General features: G+C 73.9%; 18 protein-coding genes. 7 read left to right on the top strand and 11 right to left on the bottom strand.

The window, feature by feature from the left end; translation table 11 throughout:
* The first annotated feature begins 193 nt into the window (after window positions 1-193).
* Window positions 194-2,116, top strand: coding sequence for a Stk1 family PASTA domain-containing Ser/Thr kinase (gene pknB, locus ABZ920_RS24970; RefSeq protein WP_361509038.1), 1,923 nt, complete (start codon window positions 194-196; stop codon window positions 2,114-2,116).
* A 185-nt stretch (window positions 2,117-2,301) separates the two neighbouring features.
* The gene (locus ABZ920_RS24965; protein ID WP_361509035.1) at window positions 2,302-3,192 is read left to right on the top strand and encodes a deoxyribonuclease IV; all 891 of its coding nucleotides are present in this window, start codon (window positions 2,302-2,304) and stop codon (window positions 3,190-3,192) included.
* Window positions 3,193-3,208: 16 nt separating this feature from the next.
* Here ABZ920_RS24965 and ABZ920_RS24960 read toward each other — a convergent pair whose 3' ends face one another.
* Window positions 3,209-3,853 (bottom strand): sulfite oxidase-like oxidoreductase, encoded by a 645-nt coding sequence (locus tag ABZ920_RS24960; protein WP_361509032.1) that lies wholly within the window; start codon window positions 3,851-3,853, stop codon window positions 3,209-3,211.
* A 155-nt stretch (window positions 3,854-4,008) separates the two neighbouring features.
* Between ABZ920_RS24960 and bfr the strand changes: the two genes are divergently transcribed.
* On the top strand, window positions 4,009-4,527 hold the full coding sequence (bfr, locus tag ABZ920_RS24955; RefSeq protein WP_361509029.1) for a bacterioferritin: 519 nt from the start codon (window positions 4,009-4,011) through the stop codon (window positions 4,525-4,527).
* A gap of 52 nt (window positions 4,528-4,579) precedes the next feature.
* On the opposite strand, the gene ABZ920_RS24950 is transcribed toward bfr, so the two are convergent.
* The 3 genes from ABZ920_RS24950 to ABZ920_RS24940 all read right to left on the bottom strand — a co-directional run bounded on the left by ABZ920_RS24950 (window position 4,580) and on the right by ABZ920_RS24940 (window position 7,810).
* Window positions 4,580-4,831 (bottom strand): (2Fe-2S)-binding protein, encoded by a 252-nt coding sequence (locus ABZ920_RS24950; RefSeq protein ID WP_361509026.1) that lies wholly within the window; start codon window positions 4,829-4,831, stop codon window positions 4,580-4,582.
* Window positions 4,832-5,002: 171 nt separating this feature from the next.
* A complete protein-coding gene (locus ABZ920_RS24945; protein WP_361509023.1) occupies window positions 5,003-6,355 on the bottom strand; it encodes a class II 3-deoxy-7-phosphoheptulonate synthase in 1,353 nt (450 codons plus the stop codon).
* A 171-nt stretch (window positions 6,356-6,526) separates the two neighbouring features.
* Complete coding sequence (locus tag ABZ920_RS24940; protein WP_361509020.1) at window positions 6,527-7,810, bottom strand: glycoside hydrolase domain-containing protein; 1,284 nt, start codon at window positions 7,808-7,810, stop codon at window positions 6,527-6,529.
* Window positions 7,811-7,906: 96 nt separating this feature from the next.
* On the opposite strand from ABZ920_RS24940, the gene ABZ920_RS24935 reads away from it, so the two are divergent.
* Both ABZ920_RS24935 and ABZ920_RS24930 read left to right on the top strand, forming a co-directional pair.
* Window positions 7,907-7,969, top strand: a complete 63-nt coding sequence (locus ABZ920_RS24935; RefSeq protein ID WP_358864531.1) for a trp operon leader peptide — start codon at window positions 7,907-7,909, stop codon at window positions 7,967-7,969.
* A gap of 146 nt (window positions 7,970-8,115) precedes the next feature.
* On the top strand, window positions 8,116-10,089 hold the full coding sequence (locus tag ABZ920_RS24930; RefSeq protein ID WP_361509017.1) for an anthranilate synthase family protein: 1,974 nt from the start codon (window positions 8,116-8,118) through the stop codon (window positions 10,087-10,089).
* On the opposite strand, the gene ABZ920_RS24925 is transcribed toward ABZ920_RS24930, so the two are convergent.
* The 4 genes from ABZ920_RS24925 to ABZ920_RS24910 form a co-directional block, all read right to left on the bottom strand.
* Window positions 10,041-11,036 (bottom strand): 2-hydroxyacid dehydrogenase, encoded by a 996-nt coding sequence (locus ABZ920_RS24925; protein WP_361509014.1) that lies wholly within the window; start codon window positions 11,034-11,036, stop codon window positions 10,041-10,043. The two genes, ABZ920_RS24930 and ABZ920_RS24925, sit on opposite strands and share 49 nt — an antisense overlap.
* 168 nt (window positions 11,037-11,204) lie before the next feature.
* The gene (locus ABZ920_RS24920) at window positions 11,205-11,852 is read right to left on the bottom strand and encodes a response regulator transcription factor (RefSeq protein ID WP_361509053.1); all 648 of its coding nucleotides are present in this window, start codon (window positions 11,850-11,852) and stop codon (window positions 11,205-11,207) included.
* A gap of 32 nt (window positions 11,853-11,884) precedes the next feature.
* Entirely contained in the window at window positions 11,885-13,174 is a 1,290-nt protein-coding gene (locus tag ABZ920_RS24915) for a DUF5931 domain-containing protein (RefSeq protein WP_361509011.1), read from the bottom strand.
* Between the two features lie 42 nt (window positions 13,175-13,216).
* Window positions 13,217-13,999 (bottom strand): lysophospholipid acyltransferase family protein, encoded by a 783-nt coding sequence (locus ABZ920_RS24910; RefSeq protein ID WP_361509050.1) that lies wholly within the window; start codon window positions 13,997-13,999, stop codon window positions 13,217-13,219.
* A 190-nt stretch (window positions 14,000-14,189) separates the two neighbouring features.
* Here ABZ920_RS24910 and ABZ920_RS24905 point away from each other — a divergent pair, with 190 nt between their 5' ends.
* Entirely contained in the window at window positions 14,190-14,969 is a 780-nt protein-coding gene (locus ABZ920_RS24905; RefSeq protein ID WP_361509008.1) for an alpha/beta fold hydrolase, read from the top strand.
* On the top strand, window positions 14,962-15,645 hold the full coding sequence (locus tag ABZ920_RS24900; protein ID WP_361509005.1) for a hypothetical protein: 684 nt from the start codon (window positions 14,962-14,964) through the stop codon (window positions 15,643-15,645). The genes ABZ920_RS24905 and ABZ920_RS24900 overlap by 8 nt, the downstream gene beginning before the upstream one ends.
* A 25-nt stretch (window positions 15,646-15,670) precedes the next feature.
* Here ABZ920_RS24900 and ABZ920_RS24895 read toward each other — a convergent pair whose 3' ends face one another.
* From ABZ920_RS24895 to ABZ920_RS24885, 3 genes are all read right to left on the bottom strand, one after another.
* Entirely contained in the window at window positions 15,671-16,459 is a 789-nt protein-coding gene (locus tag ABZ920_RS24895) for an endonuclease/exonuclease/phosphatase family protein (protein ID WP_361509002.1), read from the bottom strand.
* A 113-nt stretch (window positions 16,460-16,572) separates the two neighbouring features.
* Window positions 16,573-17,526, bottom strand: coding sequence for an ROK family glucokinase (locus ABZ920_RS24890; protein WP_361508999.1), 954 nt, complete (start codon window positions 17,524-17,526; stop codon window positions 16,573-16,575).
* 55 nt (window positions 17,527-17,581) lie between these two features.
* Window positions 17,582-18,109 (bottom strand): DUF5304 family protein, encoded by a 528-nt coding sequence (locus tag ABZ920_RS24885; protein WP_361508996.1) that lies wholly within the window; start codon window positions 18,107-18,109, stop codon window positions 17,582-17,584.
* Window positions 18,110-18,146 lie beyond the last annotated feature (37 nt).

Raw genomic sequence — 18,146 nt, 5'->3', positions numbered from 1 at the left:
TGCGTCCGGCCCGGCGCCGGCCCTCTCCGCCCCCTGCGCTACGAGCTGCGCCGCGGCCGCGGGGGCCGCCCCCGGGCGCCACGCGGTGCGGTTCGTCGCCGTGCGGCGTGGGAAGCGTCACAGGTCGGTCGCAGGAGCGGGCCCGTCGCCGACGAGGGGACGCCCGGTCCGTGGCGGCTCGTAGACTCGCTGCGTGGATACGACCCTTCAGGACCCCCTTGTCGGGAAGGTGCTCGACGGCCGCTACCGCGTCGACGCACGGATAGCGGTCGGCGGGATGGCCACGGTCTACCGGGCCCTGGACACCCGCCTGGACCGCGTCCTCGCGCTGAAGGTCATGCACCCGACCCTCGCGGCCGACGGCTTCTTCGTCGAGCGGTTCATCCGGGAGGCCAAGTCGGTCGCCCGGCTGGCCCACCCGAACGTCGTACAGGTCTTCGACCAGGGCACCGACGGGTCGTACGTCTACCTCGCCATGGAGTACGTCTCCGGCTGCACCCTGCGCGACGTGCTGCGCGAGCGCGGGGCGCTGCAGCCGCGCGCCGCCCTGGACATCCTCGAACCGGTGCTGGCCGCGCTGGGCGCCGCGCACCGCGCCGGGTTCGTGCACCGGGACATGAAACCGGAGAACGTCCTGATAGGGGACGACGGGCGGGTCAAGGTCGCCGATTTTGGACTCGTGCGGTCGGTGGACGCGGTGACGAACACCACCGGCGCCGTCCTCGGCACCGTCTCCTACCTCGCCCCGGAGCAGATCGAGCACGGCACCGCCGGCCCCGGCGTCGACGTGTACGCGTGCGGTGTCGTCCTGTACGAGATGCTGACCGGCGGCAAGCCGCACCAGGGCGACACGCCCGCCCAGATCCTCTACCGGCACCTACACGAGGACGTCCCGGCCCCGTCGGCCGCCGTGCCGGGCCTGCCGTACGAGCTGGACGAGCTGGTCGCGACGGCCACCGCGCGGACGCCCGGCGTCCGGCCGGCGGACGCCGTCGCCCTGCTCGCCCGGGTCCTCGAGGCCCGCGCGGCGCTGAGCGAGGAGCAGCTGGACGAGGTGCCGCCCCAGGCCCGCGCCCGGGAGCACGACAACGCCGAGGACCGTACGAGCGTGATCCCGCGCGCCCTGACGGTGCCGCGGCCACTGCCGGTGGACGAGGACGCGGAGGCCGCCCTCCACCGCACCAGCCGGCTGGAGGCGCCCGCGCCGCCGCCCCGGCGGCGCGGGGCCCGGTCGCGGCGCGGGGTCCTCACGCTGGTCGCCGCCGTGCTGCTGGTCCTCGGGGTCGGCGCGGGCGTCTGGTACATCAACTCCGGCCAGTTCACCAAGGTCCCGCCGCTGCTGTCGAAGACCGAGGCGCAGGCCCGCGAGCGCCTCGGCGCCGCCGGGCTGGACGTCGGACAGGTCAAGCACGCCTACAGCGACACCGTCCGGCGCGGCACGGTCGTCAGCACCGATCCGGCGGCGGGCGCCCGCATCCGCAGCGACGCCGCGGTCACCCTCACGATCTCGCGGGGACCGCGGACCGTGCACGTGCCCGACCTGCGCGGCGACCGGCTGGAGAAGGCCCAGTCCCGGCTCAGGAGCGAGGGGCTGGAGCCGGGGATGGTCAGCCGGGCGTTCAGCGAGGACGTCCCGAAGGGCTCCGTGATCGGCACGGATCCCGAGGCGGGCACGGAGCGGCACGCCGGCTCGGCCATCGCGCTCACCGTCAGCAAGGGCCGCCCGGTGGACGTCCCCGACGTCACCGGCGAGGACCTGGAGCAGGCGCGGTCCGACCTGCAGGACGCGGGCCTGACGGTGCGCGTCGCCGCCACGGAGGTCAACTCCGGGTTCGACAAGGGCCGGGTCGCCCGGCAGGACCCGGCGGTCGGCGGCCGGGTCGCCGAGGGCGACACGGTCACGCTGACGCTGTCCAAGGGCCCGGAGATGGTCGAGGTGCCGGACGTGGTCGGCGACAGCGTCGGCGACGCGCACAAGGCGCTGCGCGCGGCCGGATTCGAGGTCGAGGAGGACCGCGGCCTGCTGGGGCTGTTCGGCGACACCGTCCGGGAGCAGTCGGTCGGGGGCGGCGACAGGGCGCCCAAGGGATCCACGATCACGATCACCATCCGCTGAGGACGGGGCGGCCGGCGCGGGCCGCCGCTGCGGGGGCGGCCACTGTCGCGGGCGGCCGCCCTCGCAGCGGCGGGGACGGCCGAGGACCGCGCCCTCGCCGCACCCCGCCCGGACCGCGCCCGCCTGCCCGGTGGTGCACCCGGTCTGGTGACGGCCCTCCTCCGTACGCGTGACACCCTGAAGGGGTGAGCAGTCAGCAGTCCGGCGCCGCCCCCGGCGCCTCCCGCAACCCCATCGGCAGCCACGTCCCCGTCGCCGGCGGGCTCCACTCGGTGGGCCTGTCGTACGCCCGCGAGCTGGGGGCGGAGACCGTGCAGGTCTTCGTGGCCAATCCGCGCGGCTGGGCCACGCCCACCGGCAACGCCCGGCAGGACGAGGCGTTCCGCGCGGCCTGCGCCGAGGCCGGCGTCCCGGCGTACGTGCACGCCCCGTACCTGATCAACTTCGGTTCGCACACCGAGGCGACCGTCGAGCGGTCGGTGGAGTCGCTGCGGCACTCGCTGCGGCGCGGACGGGAGATCGGCGCGCTGGGCGTGGTCGTGCACACCGGGAGCGCGACCGGGGGGCGGGACCGGACGGTGGCGCTCAAGCAGGTCCGTGAGCACCTGCTGCCGCTGCTCGACGAGCTCACCCACGACGACGACCCGTACCTGCTGCTGGAGTCCACGGCGGGCCAGGGCGCCTCGCTCTGCTCGCGGACCTGGGACTTCGGGCCGTACTTCGAGGCGCTGGACGCCCACCCGAGACTGGGCGTGTGCCTGGACACGTGCCACATCTTCGCCGCCGGGCACGACCTGACGGGGCCGGACGGGGCGCACCGGACACTGGACCTGCTGGTGGAGACGGTCGGCGCGGGCCGGCTGAAGCTGATCCACGCCAACGACTCCAAGGACGTGGCCGGCGCCCACAAGGACCGGCACGAGAACATCGGCGCCGGCCACATCGGCGAGGACCCCTTCCGCGCCCTGATGACCCACCCCGCGACCGAGGGGGTCCCGCTGATCATCGAGACGCCCGGCGGCACGGAGGGCCACGCGGCGGACGTGGCCCGGCTGAAGAAGCTCCGCGACGGCTGACCGCCCGGCCGGCGCCTCAGAGCTCGGGTCCCTCCCCCGGCTCCTCCTGGTAGGAGTAGCGCTGTTCCTTCCAGGGGTCGCCGATGTTGTGGTAGCCGCGCTCCTCCCAGAAGCCGCGGCGGTCGGCGGTCATGTACTCGACGCCGCGGACCCATTTGGGGCCCTTCCAGGCGTACAGGTGGGGGACGACGAGGCGGAGCGGGAAGCCGTGCTCGGCGGTGAGCAGTTCGCCGTCCTTGTGGGTGGCGAACAGGGTGCGCTCGGAGGCGAAGTCCGACAGGCGCAGGTTGGAGCTGAAGCCGTACTCCGCCCACACCATCACATGGGTGACGTCGGGCGCGGGCGGGGCGATCTCCAGGATCGTGCGGGCCGGGATGCCGCCCCACTCCGCGCCGAGCATGCTGAACTTCGTGACGCAGTGCAGGTCGGCCACGACCGTGGTGTACGGCAGCGCCGTGAACTCCTCGTGCGACCAGGAGTGCTTCTCGCCCCCGGCGGTGGCGCCGAAGACCCGGAACTCCCAGCGCTCGGGCCGGAACTTCGGCACCGGCCCGTAGTGCGTGACCGGCCAGCCGCGCTGCAGTCGCTGTCCCGGCGGAAGCTCGGACCGTGCTGCTGCTCCAGACGCCTCTCCCGACGCGCGCTCCACCGGCTGACCCATGACTCCATCCTGACAGACCGCGGAGGGTGCACATGACCAGTCCCCGGGTTCATTCCGGCATATCGTACTAAGCATGTACTTACTGGACGACGTCGGGCGCCGATGCGATCATGCGGCACTGTCTGCCCTTTTCCGCCCGGAAGGAGCCCGTCCCGATGCAAGGCGATCCCGAGGTCATCGAACTGCTCAACGAGCAGCTGACCGCCGAGCTCACCGCGATCAACCAGTACTTCCTGCACTCGAAGCTGCAGGACCACAAGGGATGGACGAAGCTCGCCAGGTACACCCGCGAGGAGTCCTTCGACGAGATGCGGCATGCCGAGCTGCTGACCGACCGCATCCTGCTCCTGGACGGGCTGCCCAACTACCAGCGGCTCTTCCACGTGCAGGTGGGGCAGACGGTGACGGAGATGTTCCGCGCCGACCGGCAGATCGAGCTGGAGGCCGTCGACCGGCTGCGCCGGGGCGTCGACGTGATGCGCACCAAGGGCGACATCACCTCGGCGAACATCTTCGAGGCGATCCTGGCCGACGAGGAGCACCACGTCGACTACCTGGACACACAGCTGGAGCTGGTCGACAAAATGGGGGAGGCGCTGTACCTGGCGACGGTCGTCGAGCAGAGCCAGCCGGACTCCCCAGGACCCGGCACGAGCGGCTTCTCGACCCCGTAGGGCCCCGAACGGGACGCCCACCTCCCGGCACCGGCACCCTGAACCACGGCTCTCAGGCGGCGTCGTCCAGCCGGGCCGCGGGGGCCCGTCCGGCGGACTGCGGACGCTCGGGGGTGCGCCGGCCGAGCAGTTCCCGGCGCGGGAAGGCACCCCGTCCGAGCAGCGCCTGGATGCGGCGCACGCATCCGCCGCAGTCGGTCCCAGCCTTGCAGACGGAGGCGATCTCGCGGGGGGTGCAGGCGCCGTTCTCCGCGTGCTGCTTCACCCGCTGCTCCGTGATGCCGAAGCAACTGCACACGTACACGCGGCTCACCTCCGCCGGGGTCGGTAGGGCAGCCCCGCCGACGCGACGGGAGTCCGCCGAACCGGTGAGGTATGCCTTACCTTACCCGGCCCGCCGGGGCCGCGACACCGAGGGGGGCGCGGACCTGGTGTGATCCGCGCCCCACCGCTTCCGCCCGGACGGGCGGGTACGTCACTGGTCCCGGTACATCTCCGCGACGAGGAACGCGAGGTCCAGGGACTGGCTGCGGTTCAGCCGCGGGTCGCAGGCCGTCTCGTAGCGCTGGTGCAGGTCGTCGACGAAGATCTCGTCGCCGCCGCCCACGCACTCGGTGACGTCGTCGCCGGTCAGCTCCACGTGGATGCCGCCCGGGTGCGTGCCGAGGGCCTTGTGCACCTCGAAGAAGCCCTTGACCTCGTCGAGCACGTCGTCGAAGCGGCGGGTCTTGTGACCGGACGCCGCCTCGAAGGTGTTGCCGTGCATCGGGTCGGTCACCCAGGCCACCACCGCACCGGACGCCGTGACCTTCTCGACCAGCTCGGGGAGCCGGTCGCGGACCTTGTCCGCGCCCATGCGGACGATGAAGGTCAGCCGGCCGGGCTCGCGCGCGGGGTCGAGCCGGTCGACGTAGGCCAGCGCCTCCTCGGCCGTCGTCGTCGGGCCGAGCTTGATGCCGATCGGGTTGCGGATCTTCGAGGCGAACTCGATGTGCGCGTGGTCCAGCTGCCGGGTGCGCTCGCCGACCCACACCATGTGCGCCGAGACGTCGTACAGCTGCCCGGTGCGCGAGTCGACCCGGGTGAGGGCCGACTCGTAGTCGAGCAGCAGCGCCTCGTGCGAGGAGAAGAACTCGACGGTCTTGAACTCCTCCGGGTCCGCGCCGCAGGCGTGCATGAAGTTCAGCGCGTTGTCGATCTCCCGCGCGAGCTGCTCGTAGCGCTGGCCGGACGGGGAGGAGCGCACGAAGTCCTGGTTCCAGGCGTGGACCTGGCGCAGGTCGGCGTAGCCGCCGGTGGTGAAGGCGCGCACCAGGTTCAGCGTGGAGGCCGAGGCGTGGTACATCCGCTTCAGCCGCTCCGGGTCGGGGACGCGGGCGGTCTCGGTGAACTCGAAGCCGTTCACGGAGTCGCCGCGGTAGGTCGGCAGCGTCACCCCGTCGCGGGTCTCGGTCGGCTTGGAGCGCGGCTTGGAGTACTGGCCGGCGATGCGGCCGACCTTCACCACCGGCACCGAGGCGGCGTACGTCAGCACGGCGCCCATCTGGAGCAGGGTCTTGAGCTTGTTGCGGATCTGGTCCGCGGACACCGCGTCGAACGCCTCGGCGCAGTCGCCGCCCTGGAGGAGGAACGCCTCTCCCCTGGCGACGGCCGCCATCCGGGCGCGCAGCTGGTCGCACTCGCCCGCGAAGACGAGCGGCGGATACGACTCGAGGTCCGCGATCACTGCGCGCAGAGCCTCGGGGTCGGGGTACTCGGGCTGCTGCGCCGCGGGCAGGTTTCGCCAGGTGTTGCCGGCACTCGTGCTGGACTTAGCGTTCACGGTCACCTCGTACACATTACGTCCTCGTGTCCCACGTGCCCGCACCAGCTCAGCACGTGAGACGGACTGCGCACGATGCGGACGCCCCGGGAGGAGGGACCGGGGACGGGAAGCGAGGACGGGCGGGCCCCGGCGCAGTGGAGCCCGCCCGTCGTCCTGTGGCCGGCGCCGGCCGGCTCACTTGCCGGGGGTGCCGACGTCCAGCTGGTCGCGGTCGATGCCGATGGTCACGCCGCCGTAGGTCTCGGTGCGGTTCCCCGCGTACTGGTGGATGCGCTGGTGGCCGGCCCACAGGTTCGCCGGAATGGCGGGGTCGGCCGTGGTGGCCTGGTCGTTCCACCGCGCGAAGTGCAGCACGTCGGGCAGGGTGGTCGACTTCTGCTTCGCCACCAGGTCGGCCACCAGGGAGGACACGCTGCCGTAGGCGCCGGAGCGGTAGCCCAGCTCGTGCAGCCGCTTGGTCCAGGCCTGGAGGTAGCCCAGCACGTGGGCGGTGAGGGTGCCCCGGGTGTACTGCTCCAGGTCGTTGTAGAGCACCGCCCCCTTGCCCAGCCCGAGGGCGGCGGCCTGGGCGACGGCGTCCTCGGCGGCCGCCTTGCCCTGCGGCGCCGGGCTGGTGATGGCCGCGCAGTCGTTCTGGCAGCTCCCGGCGCCGGTGGAGGGCTGCGGGCCCACGTACAGCGGGAAGAAGCGCCAGCCGTTCGTGTACTGCTTCTGCACCCACTGGGCGGTCAGCTTGGCCTGGCCGCAGGCGCGGTTCACACCGCCGATGTAGATGCCGATCGCCCGGTAGGGGGAACTCTTGCGCCAGGCGTCCATGGCCGTCTGGCTCGGCGCGGTGCAGGTGTCGAAGCCCCTGCCCCGGTAGGAGGTGGCGTCGGCGGGGAGCGCCGCCGGGGCGACGGCCGGCTTCTCGGTGCGGGCCGCCGCGACGGGCAGCCCGGCGCTGCGCAGCACCCGCCGGGCCTCCTCGCGGTCGGCTCCGTAGGGCGCCGTGACGGCGATCCCCTCGGCGGTCGCCCGGTAGACCCGGTCCGTGCGGTTCTCGGTCACGGCGGCCGTCTTCGCGGTCGTGCTGCCGGGCCGCACCCACAGGGCCTCGGTCCGCCCCGTGAGGCGGGCGGGGCAGTCCTGCCGCTCCCCCGGCGTGCCGAGGTAGACGGCGTGCCGGTCGAAGCGGAGGCAGGAGGCCGGGTGCCTGGTCAGGTCGACGACCACCCAGGCGGCGGGGACGGTGAACGTGTGGCCGCGGTAGACGACGGTCTTCGTGTCGCCGGCCGACGCCCGGGCGGCCGCGGGCAGGCCTGCGCCGACGGCCGCGCAGGCGGTGAGCGCCGTCAGGGCGCGCAGCGCGCGCCGCCGGGACCGCGGTCGGGGTCGGGGGCGGGGTGAGGGTGAGGGGGAAATGACGTACTCCTCGGTCGGGTCCGGTGTGCTGCGGGAAACCGGGGTGCGGATCACTCGCGGGTACCGGACGCCTCCCTTCCACGCGGTGCGTGAGCCGGAAACCGGCTGTGGTGCGTATGGGCGACCGACCGGGTGGGGTAGGGTGCGGGCATGTTCGCGCACTCGACCCAGAACCAGAACTGGTGGTGGACCGCTTCTCCGGCGGCCCGCTGACTGCGCGTATCCCACTTCGCGAAGGCCGCCCGAGGGGCGGCCTTCGGCGTTTTCGCGGCGATCCGTTCCTCCCGGTCACCACACGACCACCGGCTTCGATCACCGGCACCCGGCGCCGGCATCGAGCACCGACGGAAGAGGAACCCATGGACCTGGCGCACCTCCCGCACGACGACCGCCCGTTCGCCCTGCTGCGCCGCCGCACCCCGGGCCGCGACCACGACGTGGTCGAGGTGCTGCGCGGCCCGGTGACCCACTGCGAGCGGCTCGCCGACCTGCCCGACGAGGGCCTGGCGCTGGTGCCCTTCCGGCAGATCCGCGAGCGCGGCTTCGACGTGCCGGACGACGGCACCCCGCTGGCGGTGCTCACGCCCGAGGAGCGGTACGAGGTCCCGCTCGCCGAGGCGCTGGCGCAGCTGCCGGACCGTCAGGTCGGCGTCGAGGACGGCGGCTTCGACGTCGCCGACGAGGAGTACGCGCGGATCGTGCGCCGGGTGCTGCACGAGGAGATCGGGCGGGGCGAGGGCGCCAACTTCGTCATCCGGCGGACCTACCGGGGCCGGATCCCCGGCTTCTCGCGGGCCGACGCGCTGGCCCTGTTCCGGCGGCTGCTGGCGGCCGAGCGGGGCGCGTACTGGACGTTCGTGGTGCACACCGGGGACCGCACGCTGGTGGGCGCCAGCCCGGAGGTGCACGTGCGGATGTCGGGCGGAGCCGGCGGGCGCGACGCGCTGCCGGGCGGGGACGGGCGGGCGGAGGCGGGCGGCTCCGTCGTGATGAACCCGATCAGCGGTACCTACCGCTACCCGGCCGCGGGCCCCACGGCCGGGGACCTGCTGCGCTTCCTCGCCGACGGCAAGGAGACCGAGGAGCTGTCGATGGTCGTCGACGAGGAGCTCAAGATGATGTGCACCGTCGCCGACAGGGGCGGCATGGTCGTCGGCCCGCGGCTGAGGGAGATGGCGCACCTCGCGCACACCGAGTACGAGCTGCGCGGCCGCTCGTCCCTGGACGTGCGGGAGGTGCTGAGGGAGACGATGTTCGCCGCCACGGTCACCGGCTCGCCCGTGCAGAACGCGTGCCGGGTGATCGCGCGGCACGAGGCCGGCGGGCGCGGCTACTACGCCGGCGCGCTGGCGCTGCTCGGCCGGGACGCCCGCGGGGCGCAGACCCTCGACTCCCCCATCCTCATCCGCACCGCCGACATCGACGCGGCCGGCGGGCTGCGGGTCCCGGTCGGTGCCACGCTGGTGCGCGGCTCGGACCCGGCGAGCGAGGTCGCGGAGACCCATGCCAAGGCGGCCGGGGTGCTGGCGGCGCTGGGCGTGGCGCCGTCACGGCCGCGTCGGGAGCGGGCGCTGCCCCGGCTCGCCGACGACCCGCGGGTGCGGGCGGCGCTGGACGGCCGCCGGGCCTCGCTGGCGCCGTTCTGGCTGCGGATGCAGGAGCGGGCCGCGGAAGCGGCGGGGCACGCCCTGGTGGTGGACGGCGAGGACACCTTCACGGCGATGCTGGCGCACGTGCTGCGCTCCTCGGGGCTGACGGTCACGGTCCGCCGCTACGACGAGCCCCGGCTGCGCGGGGCCGTGCTCGCGCACGAGGGCCCGGTCGTCCTCGGCCCCGGCCCCGGCGACCCGTCCGACCCGCGGGAGGCGAAGATGCGCTTCCTGCGCGCGCTGACCGCCGAGCTGATCAGCTCCCGGACCCTCCGGCCCGGCGGAGCGGAGGGGCCCCTGCCGCACCGGCACGGCGTTCTCGGCGTCTGCCTCGGGCACGAGCTGATCGCGGCCGGGCTGGGCCTGGAGATCGTCCGCAAGGAGGTGCCGTACCAGGGGGCGCAGACCGCGATCGACCTGTTCGGGCGCACGGAGACGGTCGGCTTCTACAACAGCTTCGTCGCCCGCTGCGACGACGACGCGTACGCGGAACTGGCCGAGCGCGGCGTCGAGGTGAGCCGTGGCGCCTCGGGGGAGGTGCACGCCCTGCGGGGTCCCGGGTTCGCGGGGGTGCAGTTCCACCCGGAGTCGGTGCTGTCGCTGAACGGCGCCGCGATCCTGCGGGAGCTGATCGGTCAGCTGCGCGGCACCAGGACGTTCGCCGAGCGGCGGCCCGCCGTGTAGTCGAGGACGTTGCGCACCGTGGTGTCGACGATCTGCCGCACGGCGTCCTCGGTGTAGAACGCCTGGTGCGAGGTGACCAGGACGTTGGGGAAGGTGACCAGGCGGGCGAGGGTGTCGTCCTCGATCGCCTGCAGGGACTTGTCGAGGAAGAACAGGCCCGCCTCGGCCTCGTACACGTCGAGCCCGACGCCGGTGAAGCGGCCCTCGCGCAGTTCCGCGACGAGGGCCACGGTGTCGATCAGGCCGCCGCGGCTGGAGTTCACGAGGATCGCGTCGTCCTTCATGGCCTTCAGGGCGCGGGCGTCGATGATGTGCTGCGTCTCCGGCATGAGGGGGACGTGCAGGGTGACGAGGTCCGACTCGGCGAGGAGCCGGTCCTTGTGGACGTACTTCATGCCGAGCTCCGTGCAGGCGGGGTTCTCGGCGATGTCCCAGCCGAGCAGCCGCATGCCGAAGCCGTGGGCGATCCGGGCGAACGCCTCGCCGATCTTCCCGGTGCCCATGACGCCGGCGGTGCGGCCGTGCAGGTCCCGGCCCATCAGGCCGTCGAGGCGGAAGTCGAAGTCGCGGGTGCGGGTGGAGGCCCGCACGATGCGCCGGTTGACGGCCAGCGCCAGGGCCCAGGCGAACTCGGCGACCGCGTACGGCGAGTAGGACGACACGCGGGCGATCGTGAGGCCGAGGCGCTCGGCGGTCTGGAGGTCGATGTTGTTGAAGCCGGTGGAGCGCTGGGCGATCATGCGTGTGCCGCCGGCCGCCAGGGTCCTGAGCACCGGGCCGCCCAGGTCGTCGTTGACCCCGGTGGACAGGACCTCGTAGCCGGCGGCGATGGGGGCGGTGTCCTCGGTCAGGAACACGTCCAGGCAGCGGACCTCGTGGTGGTCTCCGAAAGCCTGCTCGATCAGCGGCTTCTCGTCGGCCTGCACGCCGACGGCCAGGATCCTCACGGCTGCTCCCTCCGGGACGTCTTGGGGCGAGCATACGGTCCGTGGTCCTCCGGTGCCGGGTCAGCCGGAGAAGGCCCCGGCCGCCCGGTACGGCTGCGGTGCGCGGTCTTGCGCCGGGCGCGGGCCACGCGCCGGGCCACCCGAAGGGACGGCGGCCCGGACGGCCCGCTACTCGCCGTCGAGCCCGCGTTCGATGGCGTACCGGACGAGTTCCACGCGGTTGTGGAGCTGGAGCTTGCCCAGGGTGTTCTGCACGTGGTTCTGCACCGTGCGGTGGGAGATGACGAGGCGCTCGGCGATCTGCTTGTAGCTCAGGCCCTTGGCGACCAGCCGCAGCACCTCGGTCTCGCGCTCGGTGAGCCGCGGCGCCTTCGGCGCGCCGGCGTCCGGGGCGGGCGCCGGCTCGGCGGCCAGGCGCCGGTACTCGCCGAGGACCAGGCCGGCCAGACCGGGCGTGAACACCGGGTCGCCGGCCGCCGTGCGGCGCACCGCGTCCAGCAGTTCCCCCGTCGAGGCGGACTTCAGCAGGTAGCCGGTCGCGCCCGACTTCACCGCCTCCAGGACGTCGGCGTGCTCCCCGCTCGCGGACAGCACGAGCACGCGCAGCGCCGGGTCGGCGGCGACGAGCTCCTTGCAGACCTGGACGCCGGGCTTCGCGGGCAGGTTCAGGTCCAGGACGAGCACGTCCGGGGCGGCCGCCCTGGCACGGCGCACCGCCTGCTCGCCGTCGCCCGCGGTGGCGACCACCTCGAAGCCGGACTCGGCCAGGTCACGGGCGACGGCGTCGCGCCACATGGGATGGTCGTCGACCACCATCACCCTGATCGGGTCGTTCCGCTCGCTCGTCGTCACTCCGCCCTCCCCCGGGCCCGCGCGGCGCCCCCGGTGCTCCCGGCACCGGCCGCGCCCTCCGCATTCTTCACGTTCTTCGCGCTCTTCGGTACGGTCAGTTCGACCTCCGTGCCCTGTCCGGACACCGACGTCAGCTCGGCCCGGCCGCCGAGGTCGCGCAGCCGGCCCCGGATCGACTGGGCCACCCCGAGCCGCCCCTCGTGCTCCGCCTGCGCGAGCCGGCCCTCGGGGATGCCCGGGCCGTCGTCCCGCACGGTCACGATCACCGACTCCGGCTCGTCCTCGAGGAGGATCCACGCCCGGGCGCCGTCGCCCGCGTGCCGCCGGACGTTGTCCAGCGCGGCGCCGACCGCGGCGGCCACCTCACGGGCGGCGGAGGCGGGCAGCAGCACCGGGGCGCCGGGCTCGGCGAGGGCGACCCGCGAGCCGGCGCAGCGGGCGAGCAGGGGACGCAGGTCGACGGGCCGGGCGGCCGCGGCCTCCTCGTCGTCCGGGTCCTCCTCCACCACCCGGACCACCGCGCCCTCCGACGCGTCCCGCGACACCCGGGAGACCGGCGCGAGCCCGCCGGACACCAGGGTGCGCAGCGCCACCTCCTGCTCGCCCGCCAGCCGGCCCAGCTCCGCCGCCTCGCCGCCGATGACGGCGCCGCGCCGCTGCACCATGGCGAGCACCTGCAGGACGCTGTCGTGGATGTCGCGGGCGAGCCGCTCCCGCTCCCGGGTGGCGGCCTCGATCTCCAGGGCGCGGGCGAGGGTGCGCTCGGAGGCCCGGGCCACCTCGACGACGTAGCCGATGGCGATGGCGGCGACCCAGACGAGGATCACGTTGTGCACGGTGTCGCGGGCCGGGGAGCCGCGTTCGACGAGGTTGGCGGCGGCGACCGCGGTGGAGGCGGCGGCCGCCCAGCGCCAGCCGCCCTTGACGGCGAAGGCGAGCACGGATCCGGCGGTCCAGATCGACGGCAGGGTCGGGCCGCCGGCGACGATCCGCTCGTGCGCGTCGGCGACCGGCGTGAGGAGGATGCCGGCGACGGCCACGGTGAGGTCGGCGGCGAGGAAGCGCCAGGTGCAGCGGGCGGCGTTCGCGACCCGGGTCAGGGTGGCCAGGGTCCACACGCACAGCACGCCGTAGTAGGCGACGGCCACGCCGGGGCGCGGGAAGTCGTCGTAGGCGGTGACGAACAGGCCGACCGCGTACAGCATCGTCAGCGGCCGGTAGGCGGTGAGCGCGCGCCACAGCGGCAGCTCGACCGACATCCTCATGACCTTCTCGCGTCCGGCCATGCTCCCCCTGCCCTCCCCCGGTGCGGGCCGGGACCGGCCCGCCTACTGCGCCTTCTTCTCCTTCTCGGCCTGTTCCTTCTCGGCCCGGGCGAGCGCGGCCCGCGCCGACCTGTCCGCCTCCCTCGCGGCCTTGTCCGCCTCCTTCTCGGCCTTCGCGGCCTCCGCGATCTGCCGCTTGGCGGCGGTCGCGTAGATGTCGACGTACTCCTGGCCGGAGAGCTTCATGATCTCGTACATGACCTCGTCGGTCACCGCGCGCAGCACGAAGCGGTCGTGCTCCATGCCCTGGTAGCGGCTGAAGTCCAGCGGCCTGCCGATGCGGATGCCCGGACGCATCAGCTTCGGGACGACCTTGCCGGGCGGCTGGATCTTCTCGGTGTCGATCATGGCCACGGGGAGCACGGGGGCGCCGGTGGCGAGCGCCACGCGCGCCAGGCCGCCCGGCTTGCCCCGGTAGAGGCGGCCGTCGGGCGAGCGGGTGCCCTCCGGGTAGATGCCGAACAGCTCGCCGCGCTCCAGCACCTCTATGCCGCTCTTCACCGCGGCCTCACCGGCGCCGCGCGCGCCGGAGCGGTCGACGGGGAGCTGGCCGACGCCCTTGAAGAACGCGGCGGTCAGCCGGCCCTTCACACCGGGCGTGGTGAAGTACTCGGCCTTCGCGATGAAGGTGACCTTCCGGTCGAGCACCGCGGGAAGGAAGAACGAGTCGGAGAATGACAGGTGATTGCTCGCCAGGATGGCGGGGCCCTCGGCCGGGACGTTCTCCAGGCCCTCCACCCAGGGCCTGAAGGCAAGCTTCAGCGGCCCTCCGATGGCGAGCTTCATCGTGCCGTAGAACAACCGAGTGACCTCCTGTGTGTCGATCAGACCATAACCCGGAGTGCGGCGGAAGGTGTCTGCGGCCCTGGTCGGTGTCAGTGCGGTCGCGTACGGTGAAGTACCCGCACTTCACGACGTACGCGCCGGGCGTGTCCGCTGCTCGACGTGCCAGCCCCTTCACGAACAGGAGACCGACGTGCCGGTGCTCCCCGGAGCCGAACCGTTCCGCCACGAGGGCGGGGAGGTCGGCGTCCTCCTCTGTCATGGTTTCACCGGTTCCCCGCAGTCGCTGCGCCCCTGGGCGGAGTTCCTCGCCGAGCGCGGTCTGACCGTCTCGCTGCCGCTGCTGCCCGGGCACGGCACACGGTGGGAGGACATGCAGCTCACCGGCTGGCAGGACTGGTACGCGGAGGTGGACCGCGAGCTGCGCGCGCTGCGCCGGCGCAGCGCGCGGGTGTTCGTGGCCGGGATGTCCATGGGCGGCGCCCTGGCGCTGCGGCTGGCCGCCCGGCACGGGGACGCGGTCGACGGGGTGGTGGTCGTCAACCCCGCCAACCGGGTGCACGGCCTGTCCTCGTACGTCCTGCCGGTGGCCCGCCACCTGGTCCGGTCGACGAGGGGGATCGCCAGCGACATCGCGAAGGAGGGCAGCACGGAACTGGGCTACGACCGGGTGCCGCTGCACGCCGCGCACTCGCTGCGCAGCTTCTTCCGGGTGGTCGACGGGGAGCTTCCGCAGGTCACGCAGCCGCTGCTGCTCCTGCGCAGTCCGCAGGACCACGTGGTGCCGCCGGCCGACTCCGCCCGTGTGCTCAGCCGCGTCTCGTCGGTGGACGTCACGGAGATCCTGCTGGAACACAGCTATCACGTCGCGACGCTGGACCACGACGCGGACCGGATCTTCGAGGAGAGCTTCGCCTTCATCGGCCGGCTCGCACCCAGTGTCGGCAAGGAAGGGACGGCCGCCGGTGGCTGAGCACGACTCCGACCGCGACAGGCGCGAGGACCGCGAGCCGGACGACAGGGGCGTTCCCCTGGACGAGGAGGCCGCCTGGGCCGCCATCGTCGCCGGGTACGGCGAGGAACCGCCGGACCCGCCGGGCACCAGGTCCTTCAAGCCGGTCGAGGACCTCGCCCTGCCGGCGTTCGCGACGAACGAGACGCCCGGCGGGAACGACACGCCCGGGACGGACCGCACGCCCCCGGCGCCCGCGGCGGACGCGCCCGCGGCGGACGCGAAGGGCGCCGCGGACGGCGCCGGGCCTGCGGAGCCCGGGCCCGGGGAGAAGGACGGCCCCGCCCCGGTCCGGCCGCTGGGCGGCTCCGTCTCCTTTGCGCCCGGCGTCGGACCGCGCGACTACACCGTGCGCGAGCCGTCCGACGACGACTTCGACGCGGACGACGAGGGCCACTTCGTCCCGCCCGAGCCGCCGCCGCTGCCGGACTCCGACGCCACGGCGAAGTTCGCCTGGCTCGCGGTGATCGGCGGGCCCGTCCTGCTCCTGCTGGCGGTGCTGTTCCGCTGGGACATGACCTGGTGGCTCGCCACCCTCGGCATCGGCGGCTTCCTCGGCGGCTTCGCGACGCTGGTGATGCGCATGAACCCGGGCGACGACGAGGACGACGACCCGGGCCGGGGTGCGGTGGTCTAGGGGGCTGACACACGTGTCAGCCCCCCTAAGACCCGTCGCGCGGGCTCCCGGCGCCCCGGTGCGCCGGGATCCGCAGGGCGGCCAGGACCGGGAGGTGGTCCGTCGCCGCCCTCAGGTCCGCCTCCGTCACGCCGGGGAGGCCCACGGGCACCCCGCAGCCGAGCACCTCGACGCCCCGGCCGGCGAACAGGGAGTCCAGGCGCTTGCGGGGCCCGGTGGCCGGGAAGGTCTGCTCGGCGCCCCAGGGCGCGACGGCCCGGCAGTCCTGGAGCCGGCCGGCCAGGCGCCGGTACGTCGGCCCGCCCGGCTCCTCGTTGAGGTCGCCGCCGGCGACCACGTGCTCCACGCCCATGCCGGCGAGCCGGTCGAGGAGCATGCCGCCCTGCTCGTACCGCTCGTCCCCGTGCAGCGAGAGGTGACAGCTCAGCACGCCGAGCCGGGCACCGCCGAAGCGGACGACCGCCGTGGCGAGGCCCCGCCGGTGGCGGCCGGGGGTGAGCGGCAGCAGCACGTCCTCCGTCCGCTCCACCGTGGCGCGCAGCGAGCAGAGCAGGGCCGGGCCGGCCGCGGTGGCTCCGCCGGAGAGCGTCACCAGCCCGGAGGCGGCCGCCAGGCGGGCGAGTTTCTTGCGCCAGCGGAAGAAGCGGGGGGCCTCCTGGAGCAGCACGAGGTCCGGGTCGCAGGCGCTGATCACCCGGGCGAGGGCGGCCGTGTCGTCCTTCATCGACCGGATGTTGTAGCCGAGGACGCGGACGACGGCGGAACCGTCGGGTTCGGTGCGGGAGTTGGGCAGCAGCGGGGTCGAGGTCGCCATGACGTCAAGATACGTCGGGGTGCCCGGCTCCCCGGTCAGGCGGGTGGGTCCCCGGCAGACGGCGGCGCCCACCGGCCCGGTCGGGCGGTGGGCGCTCCCGTGCGCGGCCGGCGCTACATGATCGGGTCGGGCTCCCGCGCCAGGTCGGCCGCGCCCACCAGGCCGGCCTCGTTGCCGAGCTGCGCGGCGATCACCTCGGCGACCGGACGCCAGTTGCCGCCGACCAGCCAGCGCTTGTACGACTTGCGGATCGGGTCGAGCACCAGCTCGCCCTCGTCGGACAGGCCGCCGCCGACGATGAACGCGGACGGGTCGAAGAGGGAGGCCAGGTCGGCCAGGCCCGCGCCCGCCCAGCGCGCCAGCTCGCGGTAGGAGTCGACGGCCACCGGGTCGCCCTGGCGGGCGGCCATCGAGATGTGCTTGCCCTCGATGCCCTCCGGGCTGCCGTCGCCCAGCGACAGCAGCAGCTCGGCGTTCTCCGGGGTGGCGTTCGCCCGCTGCTTGGCGTACCGGACCAGCGCCCGGCCCGAGGCGTACTGCTCCCAGCAGCCCTGGCTGCCGCAGCCGCACAGCAGGCCGTCCGGCACCATCCGGATGTGGCCGAACTCGGCGGCCACACCGAAGTGGCCGCGGCGCAGCTTGTTGCCGATGATGATGCCGCCGCCGAGGCCGGTGCCGAGCGTGATGCAGATGACGTTCCGGTGGCCCTTGCCCGCGCCGAACTTGTACTCGCCCCAGGCCGCGGCGTTCGCGTCGTTCTCCACGACCACCGGGAGGCCCACGCGGGCCTGGACCTTCTCCTTCAGCGGCTCCTGGCGCCAGTCGATGTTCGGTGCGAAGTAGACCGTGGAGCGCTGCCGGTTCACGTATCCGGCGGCGCCGATGCCCACACCGACGATCTCGTGCCCCGCGCGTGCGCCCTCCACCGCCGAGGCGATGGCGTCCACGATGGCCTCGGGCGTGGTGGGGGTCGGCACCTTGAAGGTCGAGAGGATGTTGCCTTCCTCGTCGACCACGCCGGCCGCGATCTTCGTGCCGCCGATGTCGACGCCGATGGTGAGTCCCATGAATCCCTCAGTTCCGGTCGAGCCCCGCTACGGCCCACCGTACCCGAGGGGGGCGTCAGTCCACGTCGATGCGCTCGCCGGGGCCCGTGCCCTCGCCCCGGTCCCGGCGGCCGCCCGGGTCGCCGCTGCCGTGGTCCGGCCCGTCGTCCGGGCGGTCCGGGCCGGCCGTCCAGCGCCGTTCCTGGTGCTGCACGGCCGAGCGGTAGGCGGCGAGCAGCTCGCCGCCGGCCGCCGCGAGGTGGTCGAAGACGTCCGGGTTGCGCTCGATCACCGGTTCCACGGCCGCCCTGGCCTGCTGCACGACCTGCCGCACGGCCTGCTGGGCGGCGGGTCCGGCGACCGCGCCGAGCAGCGGCGAGCGGATCGAGGAGAGCTTGTCGGCGACGGCGTCGACGAGCTTGCGCAGCTCCTCGGCGGCCGAGCCCGGAGGCGTGCCGTACCGGGCGCGGCGGCGGGCCTTCTCCGCCGCGAGGTCCTCGGCGGTGGCCGTGGCCCACGCGTCGGCGTCGGTGGCGTGAGGCGCCTCGTCGACCGCGTCCTCGCGGGCGGCGTCGGCGTCGGGCGTGGGGCGCTCTTCGCTCATGACGGACTCCTGACTACGGCTCGTCCTTCCGACGTTA

This window comes from Streptomyces sp. NPDC046831, assembly GCF_040645305.1.
Taxonomy (GTDB): Bacteria; Actinomycetota; Actinomycetes; order Streptomycetales; family Streptomycetaceae; genus Streptomyces.
This window is presented reverse-complemented; position numbering and strand designations above follow the sequence as displayed.

What these genes read in the sequence shown, in the direction of transcription:
- ABZ920_RS24960 (WP_361509032.1), bottom strand. Translation starts at nt 3,853, where the DNA reads ATGGGTCAGCCGGTGGAGCGCGCGTCGGGAGAGGCGTCTGGAGCAGCA.
- bfr (WP_361509029.1), top strand. Translation starts at nt 4,009, where the DNA reads ATGCAAGGCGATCCCGAGGTCATCGAACTGCTCAACGAGCAGCTGACC.
- ABZ920_RS24930 (WP_361509017.1), top strand. Translation starts at nt 8,116, where the DNA reads ATGGACCTGGCGCACCTCCCGCACGACGACCGCCCGTTCGCCCTGCTG.
- ABZ920_RS24920 (WP_361509053.1), bottom strand. Translation starts at nt 11,852, where the DNA reads ATGGTGGTCGACGACCATCCCATGTGGCGCGACGCCGTCGCCCGTGAC.
- ABZ920_RS24915 (WP_361509011.1), bottom strand. Translation starts at nt 13,174, where the DNA reads ATGGCCGGACGCGAGAAGGTCATGAGGATGTCGGTCGAGCTGCCGCTG.
- ABZ920_RS24910 (WP_361509050.1), bottom strand. Translation starts at nt 13,999, where the DNA reads ATGAAGCTCGCCATCGGAGGGCCGCTGAAGCTTGCCTTCAGGCCCTGG.
- ABZ920_RS24895 (WP_361509002.1), bottom strand. Translation starts at nt 16,459, where the DNA reads ATGGCGACCTCGACCCCGCTGCTGCCCAACTCCCGCACCGAACCCGAC.
- ABZ920_RS24890 (WP_361508999.1), bottom strand. Translation starts at nt 17,526, where the DNA reads ATGGGACTCACCATCGGCGTCGACATCGGCGGCACGAAGATCGCGGCC.
- ABZ920_RS24885 (WP_361508996.1), bottom strand. Translation starts at nt 18,109, where the DNA reads ATGAGCGAAGAGCGCCCCACGCCCGACGCCGACGCCGCCCGCGAGGAC.